We start from the raw sequence: 17,860 nt of genomic DNA, 5'->3' as shown, positions 1-17,860 counted from the left end.
CCTCTACCTGGCCCACGGCATCAGCGTGAATCGCTGCCTCAATCGGGCGGGATTCGACATCCCCTTCGATGCCAGCTCCTCGCTCACCAACGCGACGAGGCACGTTGCGGTCGGTGTGGTCGGGGTGTTCTCATCCGAGCGATCCGCGCGGGAGAACGGCTACAACACGACGTTCGAAGACGAGGGATCGACGAGCCTCGAGGATTTCCAAGCCGGCCTGTCCAGCGCAGACCGGGACCGGTTCGACGAGGCACTCTGGGGACCAGAGGATGCGCCTCGGGAGACGCTGGTGGTGGACAACGGGATGGAGTTCGCCAAGAGCACCGTCGGCTGTGCGGCAGATGCAGACGGGGCTGTGTACGGCTCCGTGCGTGACGCGATGATGCTGGAGCTGTTCGCGAACGATGTCGGCACCCAGACGCAGGCCTATCGGGGCGACTTCGACGCGACCCTCAAGGAGCTGATGCCGGAGTACGAATCCTGCATGTCCGCTGCCGGCCATGACGTCGAAGGACTCACAGCGCCCCAGGTCGCCGAGGCGACATTCGGTCACTACCGTGCAACGGGCTCCCGGCCATCCGCTGACGAGAGCATCATGGCTGTCGCCGACTTCCGGTGTCAGAGTTCCGTCCAACTCGCAGAGAAGCTGGAGGATCTCTTCGTGGAGCGGGCGTCGGTCTGGCTCGTCGAGAACAAGGACAGAATCCTTCAGCTCAGCGAGAACCTCGATGAATCGCTGAGTCGCGCCCGGGGCATCATCAATGGCTAGCCCGGAACGCGGCGACGGGAGGCCGGTGATCGCCATTGCTGCGACGGCTCTGACCATCTTCGCCGACGACGTGCGCGTCGTCGGAGGGGTGGCCGAGGCTGCTCGACCCCGATCGGCCGGGTGCAGCCCTTCCTAGCCGGCGAGCAACCGGGCCGTGGCCCCCTGGAGGCCGCCCGCCCCGCCGGCGGGGAGAGCCCGCCGGCGGGCCGGTCTCGGACGTCGTCCGCACGGTGGCGACGATCCGGTTTTGTCGTCAGCCCGCTGCGGCCGACAGCGGGATCCGGCGGCGGTCGCCGGCCGCGTGGGCGCTGAGGTAGTCCGCATGCAGCTGGCCGCAGGCCGCATCGATGCCGGAGCCGAGCTGACGGCGCCGCGTCGCGTGGATGCCGCGGGCCACGAGGCCGTTCACGAACACGTCCACCCCGGTCGGCGATGGTGCGCGGTACTCGGGAGTCGCCCCGGCCGCCTTGTTGTAGCGGATGACGCTGACGTGGAACAGATCCGGCCTGGTCTGCCGCTGGACAAGCTCGGCGAGAGCTGCGAGGTGGTCGTCGGTATCGTTGACGCCCGCAATCAAAAGGTAGGCGAGGTACGCCTTCCGTCTGCGCGTTGCCGTGTGCCGATCCAGGATCTCCAGGCTCTGGGCCAACGGGAATCGCTCCTCGAGCGGGATGATCCCCTTCCGCTCCCCGGGGAACGGCGAGTGGACGGAGAGCGTGACGTTCACCTGGGGGTGTTCCGTCACCAGGCGGTCGAGGTTCGGTGCGAACCCCACAGTCGACACGGTGACTCGGCGGGTCGACATGCCCGCGTAGACGCGTGCCGTCAGCAGGGTCAGGGCGTCGAATATGTGCGGATTCGCCAGCGGTTCGCCCATCCCCATGAATGCGATGCTTGCCGGTCTCGGACGGCCGGCTTGCGTCCAGCGCGGGTGCATCACCTGCGCGACGATCTCATCCGCGGTGAGGTTGCGGACCAAGCCGACGGCTCCGGTCGCGCAGAACGTGCAGTCGAGCCCGCATCCGGCCTGCGACGAGACGCACATCGAGTCCCATCCGGCGCGGTAGTGCGAGACGACCGTCTCGACGCGTGCGCCGCTCGCTGTTGCGAACAGCACCTTCTCGACGTGCTCGTCACGCTGGACCAGCACCTCGGAGATCGGGTGCAGACGCGAACCGAATTGCTCCGAGAGCTCGGCGCGCAGCCACGCGGGGAGAGCATGGACGTCCGCGAACGTCTCGGCTGACGAGGTCTGCCAGGCGGACATGACTTGTCGGAATCGGAAGGCCGGTTCGCCGAGTCGGGTGAGGTGGTCGCGGATGCGCATCCAGCGGCTGCTCGTCGCGAGGGCGAAGCTCACGTGTCACCGCCGGCCGGGGACACGACCTCGCGGCCGCGGTAGAAGCCGCAGTGCTGGCAGGCGCGATGCGGCGGAGTCTGCTCCCCGCATGCGGGGTTGGTGCAGGTCGTGAGCACGACCACGCCGGCTTTCCAATGCGCGCGACGGTGACCGGTGCGGGAACGAGATTTGCGGTGCTGCATAGTAGTGCCTTTCTGGCTCGGGGATGACGCCAGCAGAGCTGGCAGGAAGCCCGACCACAGGACAATGACCGTCGAGGCAGGACGTCTCGCACACGGCACAGCAGGGAGCACCCCGGTGACGGCGCGCCGCTTCCGTCTGGAAGGCGGCGATGACGCCGTCAGCCGACAGCGAGGCGCGGCTCGCGGTCACACATACTGCGCTGAGGTCGGTGTGGGGAGAACGTGTCGGCAGTCGCACGCAGCATGTCAACCGTCCTCGGACGGGATGGGCTGCGGTGCGTGGAGAAGAGTGTCGATCACGGGCGGCGGACGACGTCTGCGCGCGTGAAAGCCACCGAACGTTCGGTGGCTAGATTCTGTCGACCTCAATCACATCCATGTGTGCAATCTACCAGACCGGGCACACTCCGCCGGCCGGGGCGCTGCACGCCGCAGCGCGAGCGGGCGCCGTTCACCCCGCCCGCACCGTGCTGCATCCTCGCGGACGCCTCGCGAACGGTCCGCGTCGGCGCCTGCGACGCGACGGCGACCGGTGACACGATGCCGACCGTGACCGCGACAGCAAGCGGGCTGAGCTACGACGCGGCGGCCGACCGCTACGTCTGCGTCTGGAACACCGACACGTCCTGGGCCTGGCGCCGCGCCGCGCTGTCGTTGCAGCTCGACGATGGAGCCACGCACAGTGCGACCTCCTCGTTCTGTACCGCCGCGTACTCGAGAAGAAACGCTCCGGGTGGTCGATCGGGCTTACCGGACGGCTGTTCGGGTCGATAGCTGTTCCGAGAACACCGAGGCACCGAACGGGACACGGGGGATCATGTCCGAGAACGCGTACGTCTACCTGCTCCGCGATCCCGAGGGGCGGATCGTCTATGTCGGGAAGGGCACCAGGCAGCGGCCGTATCAGCCGCACAACGACGACTACGACCTGGCGCGTGCGCGTTCATCGGACGTTCTGATCACCGCCGTCCCGTTCTCGTCGGAGAAGGACGCCGAGCTGGCCGAGTCCCTGCTCATCCGCGTGCTCGGCGATAACGGATCCGATCTCGTCAACCGCGCTCAGCTCGTGCACTCCAGCGCGTTCGTGCCACTCGTGCCGCAGTCCGACGGCGTCGTGCGTTACGAGGAATTCCGCAACGCCATCTTCGTGAAGATCCATCCGGCTCGCATCGACGCCCAGCGCGACGTCGTCAGCGGTCTCACGGGCAGCGCCGCAGCGGCGGAGCGCTGCCGTCGATACTGGCCGATCGGTGCCGCGGTCGCACGCGGTGACGACATCCGGTACCTTGTCGCCGTCTCCACCGCCGCCGTCCAGCCCGTGCGTGTGCTCGGGGTGTGGGAGACGCGCCCGGTCGCCGAGTGGGATGTCGAAGCGGGCGCTCGCGCGGGTGTGCGCGGGGGCGCGATCGAGCTCGTGGACCCTGCGGCCGGGGACGTCGGAGGGAACCGGGGCCGGGAGCTGGACTGGCAGGGGTACAGCCCGCAGCTGATCGGCTTCAGCGCTGACGTCCGTGCGAAGTGGTGAGGCGCCCGGTGTCCTCCTGAGCCCTCGGCCGCACCCCCTTCACCACCAGCCACACGCCCAGCGCCCCTTCCCACACGATCTCCGGCAGGGTCAGCACCGCCGACACCGGGGAGAACTGGCCGTACGCGCCGAAGAGCACCGCGATGCCCGAGAGCGCGACCAGGGGGCCGCCGATCAGGCCGCACCAGGCCATCCAGCGGGGGACGAGTCGGGAGCGGTACATCATCCAGCCGAGGAGGAGGCCGTTGCCGACGCCGACGACGAAGCCGGGGCCGAGGAGGAACGTCCAGTCGTGCAGGGCGACGAAGGCGCCGGCGGTGACCGCAGTCGCCGGGTCGTCGGCGGGGGAGCGGTGCAGGGACACCACCGTCAGCACGCTGAGGATGCCGACCGCGATGAAGCCGCACTCCACCAAGCGGGCCGCCACGTAGCCGAGGGACAAGGCGGGAAAGCGGCCGCGCAGCAGCGGGAAGAGCGCCAGCGCGGTGCCGATGTTCGCGGCGATCAGGATGAGCTCGCACACCGCTCCCAGGAGCGGGCCGGTGTCGGACGCGTCGCCGAGTACGAAGTCCGGGTCGGTCAGAGCGGCGCCGTACAGCTGGGCGCCGGCGATCGCCGAGACGAACGTCACGAGGAAGAGCACGCCCGCGATGCGGGCGCGGCGCTGGTGTTGCGCGTCCGCGCCGGGCGCGGGCGACGTTGGCGAGGGGAGAGTCGCTGCGATGTCCATGTCGGGTCCTTCTGGTCCTTCGGGTCGGGGAGGTGTACGCAGTACACCTTTTCGCCCGAGCATAGGTGTACGGCATACACTCGGTCAAGACCCGCGTACGCATCCACGCCGGAACGGAGGCGCATGTCCACTACGAAGCCCGAACGTCCGCGGCCGCGGCAGCGCCTGTCGCGCGACCTCGTGCTGCGCACGGCCCTCGCCATCGCCGACCGCGATGGCAGCGCCGGCCTGACCATGCGCACCCTGTCCGCCGAGCTCGGCGTCGTGCCGATGGCGCTCTACAAGCACGTCGCGAACAAGGACGAGCTCGTCGACGGCATCGTCGACCTGGTCTGGGCGGAGGTGGAGGCTCCGGACGCCGCCGGCGACCCCGCCGGGTGGCGGGCCGCGATGCACGCGCGGGCCGTGTCCCTGCGCGACACCCTGCGCCGGCACCCGTGGGCGGTCGGCCTGCTGGAGACCAGGATGCGCCCCGGCCCCGCGAACCTCACGCAGCACGACGCGATGATGGGCTGCCTGCGCCGCGCCGGCTTCAGTTTCCGGACGACCGTGCACGTGACCTCGGTGCTCGACGCCTACGTCTACGGGTTCGCACTGCAGCAGCAGACCCTCCCGTTCGACACCGCGGAGCAGTCGGGGGATGTCGCCCAGCAGAAGCTGGAGCAGCAGCCCGCGGAGCTCGCCGCCCGGTTCCCCTACCTGCTGGAGGTCGTCGCCGAGCTGGCGACCGCCGGCTACGACTACGACGCCGAGTTCGAGACCGGGCTCGACCTCATCCTGGACGGGGTGGAGAAGCTGCGACCGGAGTGGGTGGGCCGATCTCCCGCCAGCTGATCCCCGCCCCCATTGCCGCGCGCCGCGCCGTCTGCCACACTGCGGGGGCGCGGACGCGCAGGGGCGAAGGGGGCCATCATGTCGAATCCGGGACAGCCGACCATCCAGCAGGGCGACCACGGCGATGTCGTCAAGCGGGCGCAGCGGGCGTTGCGGCGCACGCCGGATCCCGACATCGTCGTGGACGGGGTGTTCGGGCCGCAGACGCGGGCGGCCGTCGTCGCGTTCCAGGAGGGGGCGGGGCTGACCGCCGACGGGATCGTCGGCCCGCACACCTGGGCCGCCCTGCCCGACGGCGGGCCGATGCCGGTGCTGAGCGAAGGGTCGACAGGGCCGGTCGTCACGAACCTGCAGACCATCCTCACCAACGGCGCCGATCAGTGGGGCGGCGTCACGCCGCAGGGCGTCGACGGGATCTTCGGGCCGCACACCCGTGCCGCCGTCGAGGCGTTCCAGGGCTGGGGGCACGTCGCCGTGGACGGCGTGGTCGGCGACCAGACCTGGGGTGTGTCCCTGCACGCGGCGGGGGCCACCCTGGAGAGCGCGGTCGGCCTGCAGTTCGTCGAGTCCTGATGGGCGGTCCCGGTCAGCCGCCGGGATGCGGGTTCGGCGGGCCGTCCCAGTAGCCGTGGACGGCGTTGTTGTCCCACAGCACCAGCTCGTCCGCGCGTTCCAGCGAGTCGCACACCGACATCAGCCGGCGCTGGGCCGGGTCGAGGTCCCAGCGGATCACGAGGTACTGGTCGCGCCCGCGCTTGTCGGTGTATCGGCGGATGACCGCCTTCGGCAGCACGGCGTCGTCGCGCATCACCAGCCAGGTGTCCCTGTCGTAGCGGATGGGCTTCGGGCGCGTCATGCAAGTATTAGAACATATGTTCGAATGAGCGGAAATCGCGGGGAAGATCTCGCGCTCCGATCAGGACCGGAAATGCAGGAGGCGAATCCGCCGGGGTTCGCGATGGGTGGCCGCGGACGCTTCGACTGCGGCGCGCAGCGCCGCCACGTGGTCGCGGAGCCTGGCGTAGCGACGCCAGGCGAATCCCACGACGGAGAGCGCGACCGCCCCGAGGAGGAGCACCGCGGCCCAGGCGATGCCGAGCCACGGGATCGTGCCAAGCAGAGCGGATGCGGTCGATAAGCCTCCGACCAGGAGGGCGTACGTCAGGCTCGGAATGACGACGTTCCTGCTCTCGACCACCGGGGCGATGCTCGTCTGGAGCAGGCTCAGCTTGGCGGTCAGCTCCGCATCGATGGCGATGTGCGGAGCGAGCCGTTCGCACCACCCGGTGTCCGCTTCGGCGATCGCCGCGATGTCGGAGCCGACTCCTCGGACCGTCGGAGTCGAGGACGCCAGGTCGGAGAAGGGCGTCGAACGGAGCCGCCCGAGCAGTGCCCCCTCGGCTGCGGTCGGGGTGGATTCCGTCGTCGTTCGATCGGCCGAGGGGAAAGCGCGCATCGATCGAGCCTATCTGGACGCTCAGAGCGTGAGATCGAGCGCGTCCACCACGGTCGTGATCGCCGGGCTCGCGGCCTCCAGCAGCAGGGCGCCGCACGCGACGAACAGGATGGCGAGGGCGGTTCCGGCGAGCAGGAGGCCGGCCGCCAGGCGCAGCAGCGGCTGGTGCGGGCGGAGCCGGGCGGCGGCGTCTGCCCTGGTCGGGCGGGTGAAGGAGGGGCGGAGGGTGAAGCTGGTCATCTCGGTGCTGTGATGCTCTCGGGGCGGGTCGGGACGGGTGCGGCGGCCGCCGCCGGGCCCTGGCGGCGGCCGCGATCGGCTCGTCGGGAATGGCAGTGCTGCCGCCCGCATCATGCGGTCCGGCCTGCCGTGCGAGCCGTGAGGGCTGTCCGTCAGGCGGTGACGGACTTCCGCGCCGGGTCGGACGCGGACTCCACGGTGATCTTGCGAGGCTTGGCCCGCTCGGCGATCGGGATGACGACGCTCAGCACGCCGCCGTCGTAGCTGGCGTTGATGCCCTCCGCGTCCACGTCGTTGCCGATCGTGAACTGGCGGAGGTAGGCGCCGTGCGGACGCTCCTGCACGAGCCAGCGGCGGTCGTCCCTGTCGCCGGCCGAGCGGTGGGCGCGGATGGTCAGCAGGTGTCCGTCGACATCCACGTCGATCGAACCCGGGTCGACGCCGGGGAGGTCGGCGTTGAGGAGGTAGCGGTCCCCGTCCTTGACCAGGTCGATCGGCATGGTGCGCGGCTGGTTGCTGGTGTCGAAGATGCTCTGTGCGATGCGATCCAGCTGGCTGAAAGGATCGAACGACATGGACATATCGAAACTTCCTTCCTGTCGAATGGATGGATGCGATGCAGGTAATCTGCATCAGTTGCTACAGATTATGTACACCCGGCATTGACAGAATGCAAGTCGGTCGCGCACACTTTCAGCATGGATCGTCGCTCGGGAGCCACCCCCGTCTACAGCATCGCCGTCGCCGCGGAGCTGGCGGGCCTGGCCCCGGCGACCCTGCGGCTCTACGAGGAGAAGGGCCTCATCACGCCCTCGCGCACCGGGGGAGGGACGCGCAGGTACAGCGACGACGACATCGCCACCATCCAGGAGGTCGCGCGCCTGCAGGAGGACGGCGTCAACCTGGCGGGCGTCGGCCACGTGCTGCGCCTCCAGCACGAGAACGACGACCTGCGCCGCCGGCTCGACGACGCCGCCGACCCCGCCGACTGAGCCGCCCGAGCCGCCGCATCGCCGACATTTGCGCCAAATCGGGCCCCTGGCCGGGTGCGTGGCGAGATTTGCGCCAAATCTGCGGTCCCGGCGAGCGGGCGAGCGGGCGAGCGGGCGCGCGGCGTCGCTGAACGGAACCTTCGGCCCTGCCGTGAACCGTGGCCACGGGCCCCTCAACGATATATCGTTGACTATCGTCGAGAACTCCGAAGGAGGACATCATGGCAAGCGCATTCACCGCGGGTGGCTTCGGCGCCGGATCGGGTCCCGAGAGCATCTGGCAGGCGTTCGAACAGCTGCGCGCCGGCTTCGAGAAGCGTGTCGGCGGTCGCATGGGCCGCGGGGACGTCCGGGCCGCCGTGCTCGTTCTGCTCGCCGAGAAGCCGATGCACGGCTACCAGATCATCCGCGAGATCGAGGACCGCAGCGGCGGCAGCTGGAAGCCGAGCGCCGGCTCCGTCTACCCGACCCTGCAGCTGCTCGCCGACGAGGGGCTGATCACTGCGGAGGAGGCGAACGGACGCAAGACCTACGCGCTCACCGCGGCCGGCCGCCCCGAGCCCGCCGAGGCCGGGCCGGCGCCGTGGGAGTCCGCCGACGGGGGAACTGACGGCAGCGGCTTCGGGCCCCTTCCCAAGGCCGGCATCGAGCTCGCCCAGGCGGTCGCCCAGGTCCGCCGCACCGGGACGCCCGAGCAGATCCAGCAGGCGACCGCTGTCCTCGAGGAGGCCAGGCGCCGGCTCTACTCGATCCTCGCGCAGGACTGACGCGGGTGGCGGCGCCTGACGCGGCCGGCACCCGCGCCCGCTACCGACGCATCCTGCGCTTCGCGGGATGGCAGCTCACCATCGCCTGGTGGTTCGAGCTGTTCCTGCCCCGGATCGGCCTGGCCAGACTGGCCGCGCGCGGGCGGTCGGAGCGGATGCGGCGGTTCGCGCAGCGCTTCCACGCGCTGGCCGTCGAGCTCGGCGGTCTGATGATCAAGGTCGGCCAGTTCATGTCGTCGCGCCTGGACGTCCTGCCCCCGGAGATCACGGCCGAGCTGGAGGGGCTGCAGGACGAGGTGCCGCCGGTCCCGTTCGACGCGATCCGGGCGCTCGCGGAGGCGGAGCTCGGCGTCCCGCTCGAGCGCGCGTTCGCGTCCGTCGACGCGACGCCGGTGGCCGCCGCCTCGCTCGGGCAGGCGCACCGCGCCGTGCTCGCGCCCGCCGAGGCGGAGGAGACCGGGCTGGACGCCGTCGTCGTGAAGGTGCAGCGTCCCGGCATCGACGCGATCGTGGACGTCGACCTGGCGGCCCTCCGCAAGGTGGGCGGCTGGCTCAGCAGGGTGCGGCTGGTGTCCGACCGCGTCGACATGCCCGCGCTGGTGGAGGAGTTCGCCACCACCAGCCTGGAGGAGATCGACTACCTGCACGAGGCAGCGAACGCCGAGCGGTTCGCGGCCGATTTCGCCGCGGACGAGCGGGTCGCCGTTCCGGAGGTGGTCTGGGAGCGGACGACGCGGCGGGTCCTGACGCTGCAGGACGTCACGGCGATCAAGGTGACGGACGCGACGGCGCTGCGGGCGGCCGGCATCGACCCCGCCGAGGTCGCGCCCGTGTTCGCCGCGGTGATGTTCGACCAGCTGTTCGGCACCGGCTACTTCCACGCCGATCCGCACCCCGGGAACATCTTCGTCACGCCCGCCGCGCCGGACTCCGCCGGGCATCCCTGGAAGCTCACCTTCATCGACTTCGGGATGATGGGGGAGGTGCCGGCCGGGCTTCGCGGCGGCCTGCGCAAACTGCTGATCGCGGCGGCGGCGCGGGACGGCAAGGGCCTCGTCGACGCGATGCTCGACGTCGGAGTCCTGCTGCCCTCCGCCGACACCAGCGAGCTCGAGCGGGCGATGACGCAGCTGTTCGCGCGCTTCGGCGGGATGGGCTTCGCCGAGCTGCGCGAGGTGGACCCGCGCGAGTTCCGGGCGTTCGCGGCGCAGTTCGGCGACGTGGTCCGGTCGCTGCCGTTCCAACTGCCGGAGGACTTCCTGCTGATCGTGCGGGCGATGTCGCTTACCTCCGGGGTGTGCAGCGCGCTCGATCCCGGCTTCAACCTGTGGGACTCGGTCGAGCCGTACGCGGCGCAGCTGCTGCGCGACGAGCGCGGCGGTCTGGCGCAGGACCTCGGCAGGCAGGCGCTGGAGATCGCAGGGATCGCGTGGCGGCTGCCGAAGCGCCTGGACGAGCTGGTCACGCGCGTGGACGAGGGCGGCATCCAGGTCGCGAGCCCGCGCCTGGAGCGCCGGGTGGCCCGGCTGGAGCGGGTGGGCAAGCGGCTGGTCGGCGCGGTGCTGTTCGGTGCGCTGCTGATCGCGGGCGCGATCATCCACGCCGGGGATGCGGTGTTCGGCACGGTGCTGATGGCGGCGTCGGTCCTCCCGCTGCTGTACACGCTCGCGGGAGGGCGGCGCGGCTGAGGGTGGCGTCCGCAGCTCCGGAGGGGCGTGCGGCACGCCGGGCGGGTTTCGTTCGTCCGGTCGTCCGGGCCGGAACGCGCGAGAACTCCGGAACTACACGCGGGCGTCGGTGGCGATGCCGAGCCGCAGCGGGTCGTCGGGGGTGGACGGGAGCGGCGCGAAGCCGAGGCGGCGGTAGAACGCCTGCGCTCCGCGGTTGCGCTCGCCGACGCCCAGCTGGACGCCGGGGACGCCGGCGGCCCGCAGCTGCGCGAGCAGCCGGCGGACCAGCGTGCGGCCGATTCCTCTGCCCTGGGCCTCGGGCAGCAGGTCGATGTGCAGGTGGGCGGGGAACTCCTCGTGGTCCGGCCCGATCGCGTGCTCCGGCGCGTGACCGAGGGCGAGGATGCGGTCCTGAAACGTCACGATCCCGCCCGGGTGCGGGTGACGCAGCGCGAAGCCGGGCAGCCAGTCGCGGCGGTAGCGGGCGGCGAAGCGCACGCTGTCGGCGGTCGCGACGATGTAGCCGACCGGGCGGCCGTCCCCGACGACGACGGTCGCGAGCCCCGGCTCGAACGCGAGGTAGGGCAGCAGGAAGATGTCCGCGAGCAGGCCGTCGTCCGCGTAAAGGCCGGTCGCGTCGCCTCCTGCGTCCCCCGTCCTCAGGCAGACAGCGCTCAGGGCGGCCTCGTCGCCGGGCGCGAAGCCGCGCACCGTCCAGGCCCCGACGCCCTCCGGAGCGGCGCGGTCCACGCTAGGCCGTGGCCAGCGCTTCGCGCAGGCTGCCGCTCGCGGCGACGATCGCGGCCGCGTCGGCGGCGTCCAGGCCGCGCAGCAGCATGAGCACCGCGGTCTGCACCGAGCCGCCCGCCCCCTCGAGGGCGGCGCCCGCCTCGTCGGCGTCGCAACCGGTGATCAGCATCACGATGCGCTCCGCGCGCGCCCGCAGCTTTTCGTTCGTGGCCCGCAGGTCCACCATGATGTTGCCGTAGGTCTTGCCGAGCCTGACCATCGTGACGGTCGAGATCATGTTCACGACCAGCTTCTGCGCCGTCCCCGCCTTCAGCCGGGTGGAGCCGGCGATGAACTCCGGTCCGACGACGACCTCGATCGCGTGGTCGGCACCCTTGCCGATGACGGAACCGCGGTTGCACGCGACGGCGACCGTCAGAGCGCCGGCGCTCCGCGCGGCGGCCAGCGCCCCGGAGACGTACGGGGTGCGACCGGAGGCGGACAGCCCGACCACGGAGTCCAGCGCGGTCACCGCGATCGACGTCATCGCCGCGGCTCCTGCGGCGTCATCGTCCTCCGCGTCCTCGACGGCCGTGCGGATGGCGGTGTCGCCGCCTGCGATGATGCCGACGACGCGGGACGGATCGATGTCGAAGGTGGGCGGGCACTCGCTCGCGTCGACGATGCCCAGCCGGCCGGCCGTGCCTGCGCCGACGTAGATCAGCCGGCCGCCGGCCCGCATCCGCTCGGCGATGTCGTCGATGGCGGCGGCGACCGCCGGCAGGACGCGGCGGACCGCAGCGGGCACCTCGCTGTCGTTGTCGTTCATCAGCTCGACGAGACGGCCGGTCTCGAACGTGTCGAGGTCGCCGAGGTCGGCGGCGACGGTCTCGGTGGTCAGCGCATCCAGTTCGCGGTGCAGGTCGTCGCGAAGGCGTCCGGTGAGGTCGATCGGTCTAGACACGGATGGCGTACCTTTCGTGGGGCAGGTCGGCGCGGCGGGCGAGGATCGCCGCGCCGTCGATGGCGGAGCCGAGCGGCCGGCGCGGCGCGAGGCCCGCCCGGTCCAGCGCGGCTTCCAGGGCGTGCAGGAAGAGCGCGTCGTCGGCCAGGCCGCCGACGACGGCGACGACGCCGCCCCGCGGCGTCACGGCGGCCGCTGTTCCGGCGAGCAGCCGCACCGCCTCTGCGACGATGCCGGAGGCGACCGGGTCGCCATCGGTGCCGCGCCTCAGGACGGTGGGAGCGAAGGAGGCGAGCCGGCGGGCGGCGTCGCCATCGCCGACGAAGCCGGGCAGGGCGTCCAGGGAACCCGCCAGGGCGACCGCATCCTCGGCGAGGACCGTCTGCTCGCCGCGGCCGTCGCCGGCGCGCAGTGCGGCGGCGAGGCCGCGCTGCCCGATCCAGCGTCCGCTGCCGTCGTCGCCCAGCCAGGGGCCCCAGCCGTCGGCGCGCCGGCGCTCGCCGTCCGTCCCGATCCCGACGGCGACGGCCCCGGTGCCCGCGATCAGCACCGTCCCCGCCGCGCCGTCGAAGGCGCCGAGGTGGGCGGTGAGCACGTCCGAGGCGACGACGGCGGAGGCGGACCAGCGGCCCGAGACGCGTTCGGCGAGCCTGCGGGCGGCATCGGGTGCTGCCTCCGCGCCGGCTGCGCCGATCCCGATGCTCAGCGGGCCCGCGTCCGCGTCGGTGCCGGCCTCCCGCGCGTCGAGCAGGGCGGCGATGGCGTCGAACGCCCGCTCGGTCCCGTGCTCGGCCGCGAGGCCGGGCGCCCCGGGGCCGGACTGCGTGTGCTCGCGCCCGGCGGCTGCGACGCGCACGCGGCACGTCGTCTTGCCGAGGTCGACGGCGACGATGCGCGGTCCGGGCTCAGGGGTCACTGGTTCCTCCGTGTTCAGGATGAAGACAAGTTACATCACGAAGACAATGTAAGTAAATGATTGACAGAAATCGGCCCGTCCCAGTAGCGTGACACGACGACACCGCTGGAAGGAGGACGCGTGGCACTGAGCGACAACGTCACTAGTGTTCTCAGCGTGAGTATTCAGACCAGCATCCAGTCTCACGTCGACTCGTTCCCGCCCACGATGCGGCGGGTGGCGGACGTCATCCTGGAGCGTCCGCAGATCGTGATGGAGAACACCATCAGCGAGCTCGCCCGCGCGTGCGACACCTCGGAGGCGTCGATCGTGCGCTTCTGCCGGGCGCTGGGCTTCACCGGCTACCCCCAGCTCAAGCTGCAGCTCGCCGCGGAGCTGGCGAAGGAGTCCGCCGAATTCGGCGGCAGCGCCGACGGCGCGTACGGCGCGGACATCAGCCCCTCCGACACCCTCGGCGAGATGGTGGCGAAGATCGCAGGCAGCGAGATCCTCGGCATCAGGGAGACAGCGGACAGCCTCAACATGGAGGTGCTGCAGCGCGTGATCCGGAAGCTCGAGCGGGCCAAGCGCGTGGTGCTGTTCGGCGTCGGCGCGAGCAACGCCGGTGCGCAGGACCTCGCGCACAAGCTGCTGAGGATCGGGCACGTCGCGCTCGCCTTCCACGACGCCCACGACGCCTTGGTGTCCGCGGCGCTGGTGGAGCCGGGGGATGTCGCCATCGGCTTCTCGCACAACGGCCGCACTCGCGAGACGCTCGCCTTCCTGAGCGCCGCAGGACGCAACGGCGCGTACACGGCCGCCATCACGAACGTCCCCGACTCGCCGCTCGCCGAGCTGGCGGACGACGTGCTGCGCACCGCGGTGCGGGAGACGACGTTCCGCTCGGGGGCGATGGCAAGCAGGATCGCGCAGCTCACGATCGTCGACTACCTGTTCGTCGGCGTCGCACGGGGGCGCTACGACCGAACCGTCCAGGCTCTGAAGAGCACCTACGAGATCGTCAAGGAGCTCCGCGACGACAGCTGAGCGCTGATCCGCCCTGTGCCGTCCGCGCGGGTCCGGCGGCGCGCGACCACAGGAGGATCATGACCCGCACCAGGACCGGCGCCGAGCGCGCCGTCGACGACATCCGGCTGCTCGGGGACGGGCCGATCGGCCTGCTCACCAACTTCACCGGGACGCTCCCCGACCTCGGCAGGACCTCCGAGGCGCTCGTCGCCGCGGGCGCGCCCGTGACGGTGCTGTTCGGCCCCGAGCACGGGCTGAACGGCTCGGTGCAGGCGGGGGAGACCGAGGCGCAGACGCACGACCCGCGCACCGACCTGCCGATCGTGGAGACCTACCTGCGCTCGGGCGACGCACTGGACGACGTGCTCGCCGGCTCCGGGGTCGAGACGGTCGTCTTCGACATGCAGGACCTCGGGGTGCGCTACTACACGTACATCTGGAGCATGTTCGATGCGATGGAGTCCGCGGCGCGGACGGGCCTGCGCTTCGTCGTGCTCGATCGCCCGGATCCTCTGGGCGGCGCGGTGGTCGAGGGTCAGGGGCTGGCGGTGGAGGGCTTCTCCAGTTTCGTCGGCCGCAGCGACATCCATCAGCGGCACGGCCTCACCGCGGGTGAGCTGGCGCGGCTGTTCGCGGGACGGGACCTGGCTGCGCGCGGGCTGGCGCTCGACCTCGACGTCGTGCGGGTCGACGGCTGGGATCCCGCCGGGGACTTCGACGCCACCGGGCTTCCGTGGGTGCCGGCGTCGCCGAACATGCCGACGGTCGACACGGCGTTCGCGTTCTGCGGCACCGGCCTGTTCGAGGGCACGAACGTGAGCGAGGGCAGGGGAACGACGCGCCCGTTCGAGACGCTCGGCGCACCGTACATCGACGGCAGGCTGGCGGCGCGGCTGCGCGAGCGCGAGCTGCCGGGCGTGCTCTTCCGCGAGGTGTGGTTCGCGCCGACCTTCCACAAGTACGCGGGCACGACCGTGCGCGGCGTCCAGCTGCACGTCACGGACCGGCGCGCGTACCGCCCCGTGGCGACCGGGCTCGCCGTGCTGGACGCGATCGCCGACCTCTACCCGGACGACTTCCGCTTTCTGCCGCCGGGGGAGCGGCTCGACGGCCCCGACCGCCGGCACGCCGTCGACCTGCTCTGGGGCTCGGACGGGCTGCGGCGGACCGTCGAGGCCGGCGGCTCCGCGAGCGGCCTCGTCGGGCCTCCGCGCGCCGTCACGGACGCATATGGCGACGACGTCCTGCTCTATCCGCGTGTTTCGTCGGTGTGACGTTCGCGTAAATGATTGCCAGAGAGCTTTTATTGTCTGAAAATGCTTGACATGATCTAGACCATGAAGGTAATTTCGATCGCACCGACGTCGAGCCCCACAGCGAAGTGAGCGCGAGGAGAGACATGCTTCAGACCACCACCGACACGACGATCCGCACGTTCCGCACCGGAGACGGCCCCCGCATCGCCGAGGCCTGGACCCGGTCCGCGCCGGCGGACGGGATCACCGCCCTGCGCTTCCGCGACATGTTCCTGCTCGACAGGAACTTCGATGCGGACGGCCTGTTCGTGGCGGAGCAGGACGGCAGCCTCATCGGTGCCGCGTACGGCGTCCGTCGCCTGATCGCGGCGGACGGCGCCGACCTCGAACCGGAGTCCGGCTGGATCCCGTTCTTCTTCGTCGCGCCCGAGGCCCGCCGCGCCGGCGTCGGCACCGCCCTGCTGCGCGCCACGATGGACTGGCTGGCCCGCCAGGGGGCGCGCACCGCGTACTTCTCGTCGTACACGCCGAACTACTTCCTGCCCGGCCTCGACGCCGAGCGCTACCCGGACGCCGCCCGGCTGCTGAACGCCCTCGGCTTCACGACGCAGTACGACTCGGTGGCCATGGACAGGACGCTGAACGACTACGCGATGCCCGAGCGCATCCGGGAACGAGCGGACGAGCTGACCGCGCAGGGCTGGCGGTTCGGCTCGCCGACAGGCGACGACCTGCCCGAGCTGATCGCCATCGCCGGCAGCCGGTTCAACCCGGACTGGGCGCGCGGCATCCGCGAGGGCGTCCTCGGCGGCCAGTCGCTCGAGCGGATCGTCACGGTCCGCGACCCGCAGGGCAGGATGCTCGGCTGGGCCATGCACGGCACGTACGAGAACGTGCTCGAGCGCTTCGGTCCGTTCGGCGTCCTTCCCGAGAGCCGGGGGACCGGCCTCGGCGAGATCCTGCTGCACCTCACCCTGGAGCGCATGCGCGCGCTCGGCGCCCACAGCGCCTGGTTCCTGTGGACAGAGGAGACCTCGGCCGCCGGCCACCTGTACCTCAAGACCGGCTTCAGCGTCACCCGCACCTTCACGATCCTGCACGCGCCGCTGGCCGCCTGAGCGGCGCGGCGACCCCCACCGAGAGGAAGATCATGAGAACAGTTCTGTCCGGACGACGCCGCCGGCTGGCCGCCGCAGCGGCCGTCGCCGCAGCGACCGCCCTCGTCATGAGCGCCTGCAGCGGCAGCTCGAGCGGCGACGACAACGGGAAGGTCACGCTGACCTTCCTCAGCCACTACGGCGACGAGCCGATGAAGAGCGGCATCAGCAAACTCATCGAGGAGTGGAACTCCTCGCACCCGGACATCCAGGTGAAGCAGCAGACGGTCAAGTTCGACGACCTGCTGACCACCCTGAACGTCCGCCAGACCGGCGGCCGCGGCGCCGACATCCTGAGCTCGTACGCCCTCTGGGGCGGCCAGCTCGCCGCCAACAACGTGCTCGACAAGCCCCCGGCGGATGTGGCGAAGGACATCAAGAGCAACTACAGCTCGGCGGCGGCAGCGGCGGTCACCGGCGGCAACGGCCAGGTCTTCGGATACCCGACGGAGTTCAACACCTACGTCCTCTACTACAACAAGAAGATCCTCGCCGACGCCGGCTACGACTCCCCGCCCGCCGACTGGGCGCAGCTGAAGGAGATCGCCGAGAAGACCACGAAGAAGGACTCCTCCGGCAACTACCAGGTGCAGGGCATCTCGCTCATCCAGGACGGTGACAACCAGACGGCGCACCCGTTCCTGTCGCTGCTGGACGCCGCCGGCGGGAAGTTCCTCAAGCCGAACGGCGACTCGGCGCTCGACTCCAAGGCGAAGGCGGTCATGGAGCTCGAGTCCACGCTCGCCAAGAAGGGCGCGACCACCACGTCGATCATGCCGACCAAGGCGTTCCCGGCGAACCAGGTGGCCATGGCCATCCAGGCCAGCTGGTGGATCGGCAGCCTCAAGGCGCAGATGAAGGACAAGTACTCGGACGTCGGTACCGCTCCGGTCCCCGGCCCGAAAGCCGGCGAGCAGGGCTCGCTCGCGTACGCGTTCTTCACCGGCGTCAACGCGGGCAGCAAGCACAAGGAGCAGGCCTGGCAGTTCCTGACCTGGCTGAACTCGAACAAGAACTCCGCCGGCGTCACCGAGATGGGCGACTTCCTCGCGAGCAACGGGCTCATCCCGCCGCGCAAGGCCGACGCCGACGCGCTCGGGCCGAAGCTGCAGGCGGATGACCCCAACCTGAAGCCCATCTACGAGGCGGCCGGCTACGCGATGGCGGAGTCGAACGCGGCGAACGCGTACAAGGCGAAGACCTCGCTGCACAACGCGCTCGACCAGATCCTCGTCAACAACGCACCGGTCGGCAAGACGTTCGACGACCTGGTCGCAGAGATCAACCGTAAGTAGCCCGACACGA

22 protein-coding genes are annotated in these 17,860 nt (G+C 70.9%); 12 read left to right on the top strand and 10 right to left on the bottom strand.

What is annotated here, in order from left to right:
* Positions 1–769, top strand: a 769-nt coding sequence (locus ACTHMF_RS08120) for a hypothetical protein (RefSeq protein WP_440317024.1), incomplete at its 5' end; no start/stop codon positions are given.
* A gap of 253 nt (positions 770–1,022) precedes the next feature.
* On the opposite strand, the gene ACTHMF_RS08115 is transcribed toward ACTHMF_RS08120, so the two are convergent.
* Together ACTHMF_RS08115 and rpmF are read right to left on the bottom strand one after the other, a co-directional pair.
* A complete protein-coding gene (locus ACTHMF_RS08115; protein WP_440317023.1) occupies positions 1,023–2,096 on the bottom strand; it encodes a radical SAM protein in 1,074 nt (357 codons plus the stop codon).
* A gap of 29 nt (positions 2,097–2,125) precedes the next feature.
* Positions 2,126–2,311, bottom strand: coding sequence for a 50S ribosomal protein L32 (gene rpmF, locus ACTHMF_RS08110; protein WP_440317022.1), 186 nt, complete (start codon positions 2,309–2,311; stop codon positions 2,126–2,128).
* 243 nt (positions 2,312–2,554) lie between these two features.
* Here rpmF and ACTHMF_RS08105 point away from each other — a divergent pair, with 243 nt between their 5' ends.
* Together ACTHMF_RS08105 and ACTHMF_RS08100 are read left to right on the top strand one after the other, a co-directional pair.
* Positions 2,555–3,085, top strand: a complete 531-nt coding sequence (locus tag ACTHMF_RS08105; RefSeq protein WP_440317021.1) for a PxKF domain-containing protein — start codon at positions 2,555–2,557, stop codon at positions 3,083–3,085.
* Positions 3,086–3,128: 43 nt separating this feature from the next.
* Positions 3,129–3,836 (top strand): hypothetical protein, encoded by a 708-nt coding sequence (locus tag ACTHMF_RS08100; protein ID WP_314147129.1) that lies wholly within the window; start codon positions 3,129–3,131, stop codon positions 3,834–3,836.
* On the opposite strand, the gene ACTHMF_RS08095 is transcribed toward ACTHMF_RS08100, so the two are convergent.
* Entirely contained in the window at positions 3,808–4,566 is a 759-nt protein-coding gene (locus tag ACTHMF_RS08095; protein ID WP_440317020.1) for a DUF4386 domain-containing protein, read from the bottom strand. The two genes, ACTHMF_RS08100 and ACTHMF_RS08095, sit on opposite strands and share 29 nt — an antisense overlap.
* Positions 4,567–4,689: 123 nt before the next feature.
* Here ACTHMF_RS08095 and ACTHMF_RS08090 point away from each other — a divergent pair, with 123 nt between their 5' ends.
* The gene (locus tag ACTHMF_RS08090; protein ID WP_440317019.1) at positions 4,690–5,400 is read left to right on the top strand and encodes a TetR/AcrR family transcriptional regulator; all 711 of its coding nucleotides are present in this window, start codon (positions 4,690–4,692) and stop codon (positions 5,398–5,400) included.
* 78 nt (positions 5,401–5,478) lie between these two features.
* Entirely contained in the window at positions 5,479–5,973 is a 495-nt protein-coding gene (locus tag ACTHMF_RS08085; RefSeq protein ID WP_314147126.1) for a peptidoglycan-binding domain-containing protein, read from the top strand.
* 13 nt (positions 5,974–5,986) lie between these two features.
* Here the strand turns inward: ACTHMF_RS08085 and ACTHMF_RS08080 are convergent, their stop codons facing one another.
* From ACTHMF_RS08080 to ACTHMF_RS08065, 4 genes are all read right to left on the bottom strand, one after another.
* A complete protein-coding gene (locus tag ACTHMF_RS08080; protein ID WP_314147125.1) occupies positions 5,987–6,256 on the bottom strand; it encodes a hypothetical protein in 270 nt (89 codons plus the stop codon).
* 60 nt (positions 6,257–6,316) lie between these two features.
* Complete coding sequence (locus ACTHMF_RS08075) at positions 6,317–6,856, bottom strand: hypothetical protein (protein ID WP_440317018.1); 540 nt, start codon at positions 6,854–6,856, stop codon at positions 6,317–6,319.
* A 21-nt stretch (positions 6,857–6,877) separates the two neighbouring features.
* Positions 6,878–7,096 carry a hypothetical protein gene (locus ACTHMF_RS08070; RefSeq protein ID WP_314147123.1) on the bottom strand — a complete coding sequence of 73 codons (219 nt, stop codon included), beginning with the start codon at positions 7,094–7,096 and terminating at the stop codon, positions 6,878–6,880.
* 152 nt (positions 7,097–7,248) lie between these two features.
* Positions 7,249–7,671, bottom strand: coding sequence for an Hsp20/alpha crystallin family protein (locus ACTHMF_RS08065; protein ID WP_314147122.1), 423 nt, complete (start codon positions 7,669–7,671; stop codon positions 7,249–7,251).
* Positions 7,672–7,794: 123 nt separating this feature from the next.
* On the opposite strand from ACTHMF_RS08065, the gene ACTHMF_RS08060 reads away from it, so the two are divergent.
* The 3 genes from ACTHMF_RS08060 (at position 7,795) to ACTHMF_RS08050 (ending at position 10,543) form a co-directional block, all read left to right on the top strand.
* Entirely contained in the window at positions 7,795–8,088 is a 294-nt protein-coding gene (locus ACTHMF_RS08060) for a MerR family transcriptional regulator (RefSeq protein WP_314147121.1), read from the top strand.
* A gap of 221 nt (positions 8,089–8,309) precedes the next feature.
* Positions 8,310–8,855 (top strand): PadR family transcriptional regulator, encoded by a 546-nt coding sequence (locus tag ACTHMF_RS08055; RefSeq protein ID WP_440317017.1) that lies wholly within the window; start codon positions 8,310–8,312, stop codon positions 8,853–8,855.
* Positions 8,856–8,860: 5 nt separating this feature from the next.
* On the top strand, positions 8,861–10,543 hold the full coding sequence (locus ACTHMF_RS08050) for an ABC1 kinase family protein (protein ID WP_440317016.1): 1,683 nt from the start codon (positions 8,861–8,863) through the stop codon (positions 10,541–10,543).
* 93 nt (positions 10,544–10,636) lie between these two features.
* On the opposite strand, the gene ACTHMF_RS08045 is transcribed toward ACTHMF_RS08050, so the two are convergent.
* From ACTHMF_RS08045 to ACTHMF_RS08035, 3 genes are read right to left on the bottom strand one after another with little or no spacing between them, the layout of a single operon-like run.
* Complete coding sequence (locus ACTHMF_RS08045) at positions 10,637–11,275, bottom strand: GNAT family N-acetyltransferase (RefSeq protein WP_440317015.1); 639 nt, start codon at positions 11,273–11,275, stop codon at positions 10,637–10,639.
* A 1-nt stretch (position 11,276) separates the two neighbouring features.
* Positions 11,277–12,218: an N-acetylmuramic acid 6-phosphate etherase gene (gene murQ / locus ACTHMF_RS08040; protein ID WP_314147117.1), complete on the bottom strand. Its 942-nt coding sequence runs from the start codon at positions 12,216–12,218 to the stop codon at positions 11,277–11,279.
* Positions 12,211–13,134 (bottom strand): N-acetylglucosamine kinase, encoded by a 924-nt coding sequence (locus ACTHMF_RS08035; protein ID WP_440317014.1) that lies wholly within the window; start codon positions 13,132–13,134, stop codon positions 12,211–12,213. Before ACTHMF_RS08035 ends, murQ begins: the two co-directional genes overlap by 8 nt.
* A 156-nt stretch (positions 13,135–13,290) precedes the next feature.
* On the opposite strand from ACTHMF_RS08035, the gene ACTHMF_RS08030 reads away from it, so the two are divergent.
* The 4 genes from ACTHMF_RS08030 (at position 13,291) to ACTHMF_RS08015 (ending at position 17,850) form a co-directional block, all read left to right on the top strand.
* Positions 13,291–14,160 carry a MurR/RpiR family transcriptional regulator gene (locus ACTHMF_RS08030; protein ID WP_314149372.1) on the top strand — a complete coding sequence of 290 codons (870 nt, stop codon included), beginning with the start codon at positions 13,291–13,293 and terminating at the stop codon, positions 14,158–14,160.
* 59 nt (positions 14,161–14,219) lie between these two features.
* Positions 14,220–15,416, top strand: coding sequence for an exo-beta-N-acetylmuramidase NamZ family protein (locus ACTHMF_RS08025; RefSeq protein WP_440317013.1), 1,197 nt, complete (start codon positions 14,220–14,222; stop codon positions 15,414–15,416).
* Between the two features lie 125 nt (positions 15,417–15,541).
* A complete protein-coding gene (locus ACTHMF_RS08020; RefSeq protein WP_440317012.1) occupies positions 15,542–16,516 on the top strand; it encodes a GNAT family N-acetyltransferase in 975 nt (324 codons plus the stop codon).
* 32 nt (positions 16,517–16,548) lie between these two features.
* Complete coding sequence (locus ACTHMF_RS08015) at positions 16,549–17,850, top strand: extracellular solute-binding protein (RefSeq protein WP_314149375.1); 1,302 nt, start codon at positions 16,549–16,551, stop codon at positions 17,848–17,850.
* Positions 17,851–17,860: the final 10 nt, after the last annotated feature.

The sequence above is a fragment of the Leifsonia sp. genome (genome assembly GCF_051955155.1).
In the GTDB taxonomy this organism is placed as follows: Bacteria; Actinomycetota; Actinomycetes; order Actinomycetales; family Microbacteriaceae; genus Leifsonia.
Note: the sequence above shows the minus strand (reverse complement) of the source record. Positions and strands in the feature narration are given on the sequence as shown.

Coding starts and splice junctions, on each gene's coding strand:
- ACTHMF_RS08115 (WP_440317023.1), bottom strand. CDS start 2,096: ATGCGCATCCGCGACCACCTCACCCGACTCGGCGAACCGGCCTTCCGA.
- rpmF (WP_440317022.1), bottom strand. CDS start 2,311: ATGCAGCACCGCAAATCTCGTTCCCGCACCGGTCACCGTCGCGCGCAT.
- ACTHMF_RS08105 (WP_440317021.1), top strand. CDS start 2,555: ATGTCAACCGTCCTCGGACGGGATGGGCTGCGGTGCGTGGAGAAGAGT.
- ACTHMF_RS08100 (WP_314147129.1), top strand. CDS start 3,129: ATGTCCGAGAACGCGTACGTCTACCTGCTCCGCGATCCCGAGGGGCGG.
- ACTHMF_RS08095 (WP_440317020.1), bottom strand. CDS start 4,566: ATGGACATCGCAGCGACTCTCCCCTCGCCAACGTCGCCCGCGCCCGGC.
- ACTHMF_RS08090 (WP_440317019.1), top strand. CDS start 4,690: ATGTCCACTACGAAGCCCGAACGTCCGCGGCCGCGGCAGCGCCTGTCG.
- ACTHMF_RS08085 (WP_314147126.1), top strand. CDS start 5,479: ATGTCGAATCCGGGACAGCCGACCATCCAGCAGGGCGACCACGGCGAT.
- ACTHMF_RS08080 (WP_314147125.1), bottom strand. CDS start 6,256: ATGACGCGCCCGAAGCCCATCCGCTACGACAGGGACACCTGGCTGGTG.
- ACTHMF_RS08075 (WP_440317018.1), bottom strand. CDS start 6,856: ATGCGCGCTTTCCCCTCGGCCGATCGAACGACGACGGAATCCACCCCG.
- ACTHMF_RS08070 (WP_314147123.1), bottom strand. CDS start 7,096: ATGACCAGCTTCACCCTCCGCCCCTCCTTCACCCGCCCGACCAGGGCA.
- ACTHMF_RS08065 (WP_314147122.1), bottom strand. CDS start 7,671: ATGTCGTTCGATCCTTTCAGCCAGCTGGATCGCATCGCACAGAGCATC.
- ACTHMF_RS08060 (WP_314147121.1), top strand. CDS start 7,795: ATGGATCGTCGCTCGGGAGCCACCCCCGTCTACAGCATCGCCGTCGCC.
- ACTHMF_RS08055 (WP_440317017.1), top strand. CDS start 8,310: ATGGCAAGCGCATTCACCGCGGGTGGCTTCGGCGCCGGATCGGGTCCC.
- ACTHMF_RS08025 (WP_440317013.1), top strand. CDS start 14,220: ATGACCCGCACCAGGACCGGCGCCGAGCGCGCCGTCGACGACATCCGG.
- ACTHMF_RS08020 (WP_440317012.1), top strand. CDS start 15,542: ATGCTTCAGACCACCACCGACACGACGATCCGCACGTTCCGCACCGGA.
- ACTHMF_RS08015 (WP_314149375.1), top strand. CDS start 16,549: ATGAGAACAGTTCTGTCCGGACGACGCCGCCGGCTGGCCGCCGCAGCG.